The 8,429-nt window shown below is 70.7% G+C and carries 12 protein-coding genes; 8 read left to right on the forward strand and 4 right to left on the reverse strand.

Going from position 1 to position 8,429, the window contains the following annotated elements; translation table 11 throughout:
• Window positions 1–1,004 (forward strand): DUF222 domain-containing protein (locus tag ACR2FV_RS08700; protein ID WP_434015298.1); only part of this gene is annotated, 1,004 nt, incomplete at its 5' end.
• Window positions 1,005–1,014: 10 nt separating this feature from the next.
• On the opposite strand, the gene moaA is transcribed toward ACR2FV_RS08700, so the two are convergent.
• Together moaA and ACR2FV_RS08710 are read right to left on the reverse strand one after the other, a co-directional pair.
• Window positions 1,015–2,133, reverse strand: a complete 1,119-nt coding sequence (gene moaA / locus ACR2FV_RS08705; RefSeq protein WP_434015299.1) for a GTP 3',8-cyclase MoaA — start codon at window positions 2,131–2,133, stop codon at window positions 1,015–1,017.
• Entirely contained in the window at window positions 2,118–2,645 is a 528-nt protein-coding gene (locus ACR2FV_RS08710; protein ID WP_434015300.1) for a MogA/MoaB family molybdenum cofactor biosynthesis protein, read from the reverse strand. The genes moaA and ACR2FV_RS08710 overlap by 16 nt, the downstream gene beginning before the upstream one ends.
• 158 nt (window positions 2,646–2,803) lie before the next feature.
• On the opposite strand from ACR2FV_RS08710, the gene ACR2FV_RS08715 reads away from it, so the two are divergent.
• The 3 genes from ACR2FV_RS08715 to ACR2FV_RS08725 are packed head-to-tail and all read left to right on the forward strand — an operon-like array spanning window position 2,804 to window position 4,856.
• Window positions 2,804–4,147 carry a sensor histidine kinase gene (locus ACR2FV_RS08715; RefSeq protein ID WP_434015309.1) on the forward strand — a complete coding sequence of 448 codons (1,344 nt, stop codon included), beginning with the start codon at window positions 2,804–2,806 and terminating at the stop codon, window positions 4,145–4,147.
• Entirely contained in the window at window positions 4,144–4,704 is a 561-nt protein-coding gene (locus ACR2FV_RS08720) for a response regulator (protein WP_434015301.1), read from the forward strand. The genes ACR2FV_RS08715 and ACR2FV_RS08720 overlap by 4 nt, the downstream gene beginning before the upstream one ends.
• Window positions 4,701–4,856, forward strand: a complete 156-nt coding sequence (locus ACR2FV_RS08725) for a hypothetical protein (RefSeq protein WP_434015302.1) — start codon at window positions 4,701–4,703, stop codon at window positions 4,854–4,856. Before ACR2FV_RS08720 ends, ACR2FV_RS08725 begins: the two co-directional genes overlap by 4 nt.
• Here ACR2FV_RS08725 and ACR2FV_RS08730 read toward each other — a convergent pair.
• Window positions 4,853–5,284 (reverse strand): Lrp/AsnC family transcriptional regulator, encoded by a 432-nt coding sequence (locus tag ACR2FV_RS08730; protein ID WP_434015303.1) that lies wholly within the window; start codon window positions 5,282–5,284, stop codon window positions 4,853–4,855. The genes ACR2FV_RS08725 and ACR2FV_RS08730 overlap by 4 nt on opposite strands.
• 150 nt (window positions 5,285–5,434) lie before the next feature.
• Between ACR2FV_RS08730 and ctlX the strand changes: the two genes are divergently transcribed.
• The 4 genes from ctlX (at window position 5,435) to ACR2FV_RS08750 (ending at window position 7,802) form a co-directional block, all read left to right on the forward strand.
• On the forward strand, window positions 5,435–6,406 hold the full coding sequence (ctlX, locus tag ACR2FV_RS08735) for a citrulline utilization hydrolase CtlX (RefSeq protein WP_434015304.1): 972 nt from the start codon (window positions 5,435–5,437) through the stop codon (window positions 6,404–6,406).
• A gap of 32 nt (window positions 6,407–6,438) precedes the next feature.
• Complete coding sequence (locus ACR2FV_RS08740) at window positions 6,439–6,699, forward strand: ribbon-helix-helix protein, CopG family (RefSeq protein WP_434015305.1); 261 nt, start codon at window positions 6,439–6,441, stop codon at window positions 6,697–6,699.
• On the forward strand, window positions 6,686–6,934 hold the full coding sequence (locus ACR2FV_RS08745) for a type II toxin-antitoxin system PemK/MazF family toxin (protein WP_434015306.1): 249 nt from the start codon (window positions 6,686–6,688) through the stop codon (window positions 6,932–6,934). Before ACR2FV_RS08740 ends, ACR2FV_RS08745 begins: the two co-directional genes overlap by 14 nt.
• A gap of 109 nt (window positions 6,935–7,043) precedes the next feature.
• On the forward strand, window positions 7,044–7,802 hold the full coding sequence (locus ACR2FV_RS08750) for an endonuclease/exonuclease/phosphatase family protein (protein WP_434015307.1): 759 nt from the start codon (window positions 7,044–7,046) through the stop codon (window positions 7,800–7,802).
• 6 nt (window positions 7,803–7,808) lie between these two features.
• Here the strand turns inward: ACR2FV_RS08750 and ACR2FV_RS08755 are convergent.
• A partial coding sequence (locus ACR2FV_RS08755; protein ID WP_434015308.1) for a formate dehydrogenase accessory sulfurtransferase FdhD occupies window positions 7,809–8,429 on the reverse strand: 621 nt, incomplete at its 5' end.

The following is an 8,429-nucleotide window of genomic DNA, read 5'->3' on the forward strand; positions in this document are numbered from 1 at the left end:
CGGAGGTCTTCGTGGCCCAGGGCCGCAAGGCCACCAAGGACCGGCGGGTCAGCCTGCGCCCGGCGCCGGACACCATGTCGATCCTGTCCGGGTTGTTGCCGGTAGCCGACGGGGTCGCCTGCCACGCTGCGTTGGACACCGCGGCCAAAGCACTGCGCGCCCAGGGCGACCCGCGGACCCTGGACCAGTTGCGCGCCGACATCCTGGTTCAACGTCTGACCGGGGTCGCCTCGGTGCAAGATGGGTATGAGGTGGAGATCCAGGTCGTGATGACCGACTCGGCCCTGTTCGACCAGGCCGCCGATCCCGCCCGGATGCCCGGCTTCGGACCCATCCCCGCCCAGACCGCCCGCGACCTGGCGTTCACCGGCACCACCCGACACAGCGAACACCGCGATATTCAGCCCGACGGCGCGGACGAGCCCGACCGTGGCAGGAAGCACAGCGGTGGCCGCGACCCGGACAGCGGGTGCGAGCAGGACAGCGGGTGCGAGCAGGACGACGGCAAGCAGGGTGTCCGGAGGGAACGGGTCGACCGGCGTCGACCGACGGGGCCGCGGGCCGCGTGGATCCGCCGACTGTTCCTGTCCCCGATCGACGGGTCCGTTGCCGACCGAGACTCCCACCGGCGCCTTTTCGACCCCGCCGTGCGCGAGCTGTTGATCGCCCGCGACCAACACTGCGCCACCCCCTGGTGTGACGCCCCGATCCGACACGCCGACCACATCGACCGGCACACCGATGGGGGGCCCACCGCCCCGGACAACGGCCAAGGACTGTGCGAACGCTGCAACTACGACAAGGACACCCCCGGCTTCACCGCCACCGCCGACCGCGAGCCCGACGGGCGCCGCGTCATCCGGCTCACCACCCCCACCGGCCACGCCTACGAGCACCACCCACCCCCAGCCCTGGAAGGTATTCCCGACCTGCACCAAAGACGCCAGACCCGGCACACCGATCGGGACCAGCCCGAGCAGGCCCGAGCGCCCGACACCGGCTGAGCCGTAGCGCTCAGCCGCCGATCGCGCTCATCGGCCGCGGCGGCTGCAGAAATCCCGGCTCGTTGATGCCGTGACCGGGCAGCTTGGCGCCGATGCTCATCCGGAACATCTGGGCCAGCTCCTCGTCGCTCGCGCCGTCACGCATGGGCGTGCGCAGATCGGACTCCCCGGCAGCGAAGAGGCAGTTGCGCAGCTGCCCGTCGGCGGTCAACCGCACCCGGTCACAGGTGCCGCAGAAGGGCGAGGTCACCGAGGCGATCACCCCGACCGTGGCCGGGCCGCCGTCGACGAAGAACCGTTCGGCCGGAGCGCTGCCCCGCTGCGGCACCGGGCTGAGCTCGTATGCCGTGCGCAGCCAGGCCAGGATCTCCTCGCCGGTGATCATCGACTCCCGGTGCCAGGTGTGCCCGGCGTCCAGCGGCATCTGCTCGATGAAGCGCAGCTCGTAGCCGTGCTCGAGCGCGAAGGCGAGCAGGGCGGGAGCCTCGTGGTCGTTGACGTCGCGCAACAGCACCGTGTTGAGCTTGACCGGGGTCAACCCTGCCTCGGCGGCGGCGCGGATGCCGACCAGGGTGTCGTCGAGCCGGTCCCGCCGGGCCATCTGCCGGAATGTCTCTGGTCGCAGCGTGTCCAGGCTGATGTTGACCCGGGTCAGGCCGGCATCGGCCAATGCCTGCGCCGCCTTGTCGAGTCCCAGCGCGTTCGTGGTCATCGAGACCTCGATCGGTCCCTCCACACCCTCCATCGCGGCGATGCCCGCCACGACATCCACGATGTCGCGGCGCAGCAGCGGCTCACCACCGGTCAGCCGCACTTCGGTGATGCCCAGCGACACGGCGACCCCCGCCAACCGCAACAGCTCCTCCGTGCTCAGCATCGTGGTCTTGGCCAGCCACGGCACCCCCTGCTCGGGCATGCAGTAGGTGCAGCGCAACGAGCAACGGTCGGTCAGCGAGATCCGCAGATCACGGTGTACCCGGTCGAAGCGGTCGACGAGCGGACCCTCCGCGGCCGACGTGGGCGGTGCGGCCGACGTGGGCGGTGCGGCCGAGGTATGCCGTGCTGCCGGCGTGGGCCGGAGCGTGGGCTCGGGCAACGGTTGGGGCGTGGGCATCAGTGGTCGTCCCATCCGACCACCATGGCCAGCAGGTGCGGCAGCAGCGGGGCCAGGACCTCCATCGACTGGTCCATCGCCTTGGGGCTGCCGGGCAGGTTGATGACCAGGGTGCCGATGGCGCCGGGAGCCGCGTCAGCGCCGGGGTCGACCACGCCCACGACACCCCGGGACAGGTAGGACAGCACGGTGTACTGCTCGCCGTGCCGGCGTAGGTACTCCGCCACCCCGTCCAGCTCGCGGGTCACGACGTCACGGGTGCCCTCGGGGGTGAAGTCGCGCGGTGCGATGCCGGTGCCCCCGGTGCTGAGGACCAGACGGATGCCGTCGCGCACGGCGATGCGCAACGCGTCCCGCACACTGTCCCGGCCGTCCGGGATAACGACCGGCGCGTTTACCGCATACCCCTCCTTGGTGAGCAGCTCGACAAGGCGTGCCCCGGAGGTGTCCTCGCGTGTGCCCGCTGCGGACCGGTCGGAGACGGTCAGCACGAGCGTGGGCACGGACTGGGGGTCGGGGGAGGACATCAGCTCAATCGTACGTCCTGGGAGCGGTGGGGACTGCTTGCCGGTCGCCGACGCCGGATCGTCGGCAGCGGTGAAGTGCCGTCGCCCTACAGCTCGTCCGGCGCGCTGCCCCGACTCCGCAGCCACAGCCCGAGGACCAGGATCAACGCCAGGGCCAGATAGGCGACGATCGCGAGGCCTTGACGTCGTCCGATCCGGCCGCGCAGATCCAGCCGATCGCCGAGGTGGTCCGCAACGCCACCGGGGAGACCTACGTCGTCGTGACCGACACCGAAGGCATCCGGATGGCACACCCCGATCCCGAGCGGATCGGGGAGAGGGTCAGCACGGACCCGTCGATCCCGCTGGCCGGGCAGACCTACATCGACACGCAGACCGGCACCCTGGGCCGGTCGTGGCAGGTCAAGGTGCCGGTGTTCGGCCCCGCGGGCGCGGTGGTCGGGACGGTGTCGGTGGGCACGCTGGAGTCGACCCTGAGCTCGCAGTTCTTCGACGAGCTGACCGTCATCCTGCTGGTGCTGGGCGGGGCAACCGTGCTCGGTGTCGTGGGTGCCGCCGGGGCGACCCAGCTGATCCGCAAAAGGATCTACCAGCTCGACCCCGACGACGCCGCCGAGATGCTGCGGGCCCACCGGGCCAACCTCGCCCAGCTCGTCCGCTCCGGGGGCACCGACGACCGGCTGGTGCTGGCGGGCTCTCGGGTGCTGGTGGCCCGCTGCGACGCCGCGACCGATGACCGCGACGCCGTCGGAACCGTGCTGATGCTGCGTGACCGCACCGATCTGCACGCCGTGGTCCGCGAGCTGGACGGTGCGCACAGTCTCACCGAGGGTCTGCGTGCCCAGGCGCAGGAACACTCCAACCGGCTGCACGTGCTCCTCGGCCTGCTGGAGCTGCTGGAGCTGGGCGAGACGCAAGAGGCCATGACGTTCATCCGGCGCACCGGGGCCGGTGGCCCGCTCACCGGGTCGCAACAGGGACCCGGCGTCGAGGACGTCGAGGTCTGCGCCCTGCTGCACTCGCTGGTCCATCGTGGCGTCGAGCGCAACGTCGACGTGCAGGTCGCCCCGGGCTCCACCGTCCCTGTGCTCAACGACGACCCGTCCTTGCAGATGGACGTGCTGACGGTGCTGGCCAACCTGGTGGAGAACGCGCTGACCGCCTGTCGGCTGGGTGGCCGGGTGCTCATCGAGCTGGGCCACGAGGCGTCCCCCGCCGGGTCGAGGATGACGCTGCGGGTCGACGACGACGGTGCGGGTATGCCGGCAGAGCTTGCCGAGCGGGTCTTCGACGTGGGCGTGACCACCAAGGAGCCCGTCCGACCGGGCAGCGCGGGCCCGCACGGAATCGGCCTGGCCCTGGTCCGGCGGATCGCGCTGCGCCGGGGCGGCAGCGCCCAGATCGTGCCATCACCCCTGGGCGGCAGCGGCGTCCTGGTGCAGTTCGAGGTGCAGTTCGAGGTGCAGGTCGTCGCGTCCGAGGACGTCGTGCTGAGCCTATGAGGCCGCTGCGCACCCTCGTGGTTGACGACGACTTCGCGGTGGCCGACCTGCACGAACGCTACGTGCGGGCGCACCGGGGGTGTGCGGTCGTCGGCAAGGTGCACACCGGGCAGGCGGCGCTGGGCTTCCTCAACCGGCAGGTCGTCGATCTGGTGCTGCTCGATCTCTACCTGCCCGACGTGCACGGCCTGCAGCTGCTGCGCGATCTGCGCGAAGACGCGCCGCGGCCCACGACCGAGGTCATCGTGGTGACCGCGGCTCGAGACCTGGAGTCGGTGCGGGCGGCCCGGCACAGCGGGGTGTTCCACTACATCGCCAAGCCGTTCACCGTCCAGGACCTGCACGGTCGCCTGGACCAGGTCGTCGAGGCGGCGCACACGATGCGGGGGCCTGTCCGGGGCCGGCCAGCCGATGGGCCAGCGCGAGCTCGATGCGGTGCTGGCTGCCGGCCGTCCCGCGGATACATCCGCGCCGTTGCCCAAGGGCCTGTCCGCAGTGACGCTGACGCTGGTCGCCTCGTCGCTGGCCAGTCTGCCCGGCGACGGATCGGCGAGTGACGTGGCCGAGCTGGCGGGGTCTGTCGCGGGTCTCCGCCCGGCGCTACCTGGAGCACCTGACCCGCACCGGGCGCTCCCGGGCCGCTCCGCAGTACGGTCGGGCGGGGCGACCCGAGATCCGCTACACCTGGCTGGGGCCGGCGCGTTCTTAGAGCAACACCGAGCTGAGCAGGAGTGAGGTCTCACTGTTGACCACACCCTCGACCGAGCGGATCTGCGCGAGCACCCGGTCGAAGCTGCTCAGCGAGTCGGTGCGCAGCTCGGCGACCAGGTCCCAGCCGCCGTTGGTCGTGTGCAGGGCATAGACCTCGGGGAAGCCGCGCAGCGCCAGGATCGCCTCGTCGGTGGAGCGGCCCTCCACCTCGATCAGCGCCACGGCGCGGATCGAGTCCGGATCGCGGTCCTCGCGAACGCGGGCCGAGAAGCCCAGGATTGTGCCGGTCTCGACGAGGCGGGTGATCCGGCTGTTGACCGTGGCCCGGGTGACGCCGAGTCGCCGGGCCAGCGCGGTGACCGGCTCGCGGGCGTCGGCCCGCAGCGCCGAGATCAGCCGGAGGTCGAGGTCGTCAAGAGTGGACATGAGCAGATTGTATGTTTGCGTGAGGCGAAATGCGCGATTACGTTGTCAGATAGTCGCGCTGTGCTGGTTGCGTATGAAATTCGTGCACTCTAGACTCGGGAAGTTGGGCCGCCAGGCCGATCTGCATACCGAGGAAGGACGGTGGTCGTGATGTCGCTGCAGGGACCCGCGGCGGTGGTGCTGATCCGGCCCAGTCACTTCTCGCCCAACCCGTGCACGTCCGTCGACAACGCGTTCCAGTCGGTGGACCACACCCGGGACGTCGCGACCATCAGCCGCGACGCGTATGCCGAGGTGAGCCTCCTCGCCGACCGGCTGCACGAGGCCGGGATCGTGGTGCACCTCTTCGAGAGTGACGAGGTCTTCGGCCCGGACAGCGTCTTCCCCAACAACTGGTTCTCCACCCACGCCGGCGGCCAGGTGGCGATCTATCCGATGCACTCGCCCAGCCGCCGGCAGGAGCGGCGCAGCGACATCATCGAGATGCTCAAGCAGCGCTACCGGGTGCAGGACGTCACCGACTACTCGGGCCTGGAGCACGACGGCATGTTCCTCGAGGGCACAGGCGCGATGGTGCTGGACCATCGCGAGCGAGTCGCGTATGCCGCGCGCTCCCACCGGGCCAACCCCCTCGCATTGGAGCGGTTCTGCAGCCGGTTCAACTACGAGTCGATGGTCTTCGACGCGACCGACCGGGCCGGCCGGCAGATCTACCACACCAACGTGATGATGTGCATCGCCTCGCAGTTCGCCCTGATCGGACTCGAGCTCATCGACGACGTCTGCCGCCGGGAGGACCTGGTGGAGTCCCTGGAGGGCTCCGGGCGCGAGATCATCGCGCTGACCCACGAGCAGATCCTCGACTTCGCGGGCAACGCGATCGAGCTTCAGGGTCCGCAGGGTCGACTGCTGGTGATCTCGCGACGCGCGCTGCGCTCGCTGAAGGACGAACAGGTGGCGGTGATCGAGCGCAGCTGCACGATCCTGGCGGTCGACGTGCCGACCATCGAGCTCGCCGGCGGGTCGGTGCGCTGCATGATCGCCGGCATCCACCTGACCGCCCGCCCGGCGCGACGCATCGCCGAGGTGGCCCTGGCCGCGACGGGGACCGAGACCGCTTGACAAGGAGCACTGTACGGCGGAGCGTATACACTATGACCTCGACGACCGGAGCCTCGGAGACCTGGCAGGCGCGGGTGCCTCACGACCTGGCAGCACAGCTACGCCGCGACGCAGAGCTGCTCGGTCTCCAGGGGCGCACCGAGATCGTCAGGGCAGCGCTCGAGCTGCTGCACCGACAGGCGGCGCAGGAGCGCATGGCGCAAAGTGTCGAGCACTTCTACGGTTCTGAGGAGCCACCCTTGCCGGTCGGCGTCCGCTCGCGAGCGCCCACCGAGACCGATGTCACTGCCTGAGCCGTTCCGCGGTGAGGTGTGGGATGTCGACTTCGAGGAGTTCGGGATGCACCCGGCGGTGGTGTTCAGCGTCAACCTGCTCAACGCCCGACTCGGTCACGTCGCCGTGATCCCGGTGACCGGCACTCGCGGGCCGGAGCAGACCCGTGTGGCCCTGAACACCGACGCAGGCCTCACCCGCTACGACCGGTCGTATGCCGATGTCACGGGTCTGCGGCCCGTCGCCAGGAGTTAGCTGCTGACCCGGCGAGGCGTGGTCGCCGGGTCCGAGATGGACCATCTCGGACGTCAGCTCACGACCTACCTGGGGCTGTGACGACGCCCGTCGCAAACGGCCACGAGCCATGCGACTGACGACCTGGAACATCCTGCACGGCCGGTCTCTGGAGGACGACCAGGTCGACGCTCAGCGACTGCGCGATGCCGTGGTGGAGATCGACGCCGACGTGCTCGGGCTGCAGGAGGTCGACCGCGGGCAGCCGCGCTCGGCCGGCCGAGACCAGACGGCGCAGATCGCGACCGCCGTTGGCGCCCGGGACTGGCGCTTCGTGCCCGCTCTGATCGGCACCCCAGGTATGCGGTGGCGCCCGGCCGGGGAAGCCGACGCCCAGCAGACCCCAGCCTACGGGGTGGCGCTGGTCTCGCGCTACCCGGTCACGTCCTGGCACGAGTTGCGGATGGCCGCCGCCCCGGTGCGCGGTCCCGTGCTCGAGCCGGGACGCCGGCGCCTGACCTGGCTGGCGGACGAGCCCCGGGTGGCCGTGGCCGCCGTGCTGGGCGCACCCCTGGGTGAGCTCACCGTCGCCACCACGCACCTGTCGTTCGTCCCCGGCCAGAACCTGTGGCAGCTGCGCCGTGTCGCCCGCTGGCTGCGCCGGTTGCCCGGGCCGCAGGTGCTGCTCGGCGACCTCAACCAGCGGGTCCTGCTGCACGGTGCTCGGTCGGGCTTCCGGTCCCTGGCCCGGGCGCCGACCCACCCGGCCGACCGACCACGGCGCCAGCTGGACCACATCCTGGCTCGAGGCGCACTGCCGCCATCGACGTCCACGCAGACTCTGGCGCTGCCGATCTCGGACCACCGTGCGCTGTCGGTGCAGTGGTAGCCCAGCTCAGACGTGCGCCGGAGTCCGCACCCGGTCGGCACGGGTGTAGACGTTGAGCGAGCTGCCGCGCACGAACCCGGCGACTGTCATACCGGCCTCCTGCGCCGTGGCGATGGCCAGCGAGCTCGGCGCCGAGACCGCGGACACGACGGGGATGCCGGCCAGGTAGGCCTTCTGCACCAGCTCGAACGACACCCGCCCGCTCAGCTGCAGCACATGGCCCCGCAGCGGCAACAGGCCCTCCTGCACGGCCCAGCCCACCACCTTGTCGACGGCGTTGTGCCGCCCGACGTCCTCGCGCACCACGACCGGCTCGCCCTCGGCGGTGAACAGGCCGGCCGCGTGCAGCCCACCGGTTCGCTCGAAGGTGCGCTGCTGCTCGCGCAGCAAATCCGGCAGGCTCAGCAGCGTCTGCGCGCTGACCTGCACGTCGTCGTCATGCAGGTCGTAGGCGGCACGGACGGCCAAGGCATCGATGCTCGCCTTGCCACAGACACCGCAGGCGCTGCTGGTCGCGAACGACCGGGTCATCCCCGCTGCGATGGGGTCGGGCACGTGCGGCGCGAGCTGCACCTCGATGACGTTGTAGGTGTTGGCCGCCACCCCGGTCTCATCCTGCTCGACCGA

It is taken from the genome of Ornithinimicrobium sp. (assembly GCF_051004135.1).
Taxonomy (GTDB): Bacteria; Actinomycetota; Actinomycetes; order Actinomycetales; family Dermatophilaceae; genus Ornithinicoccus.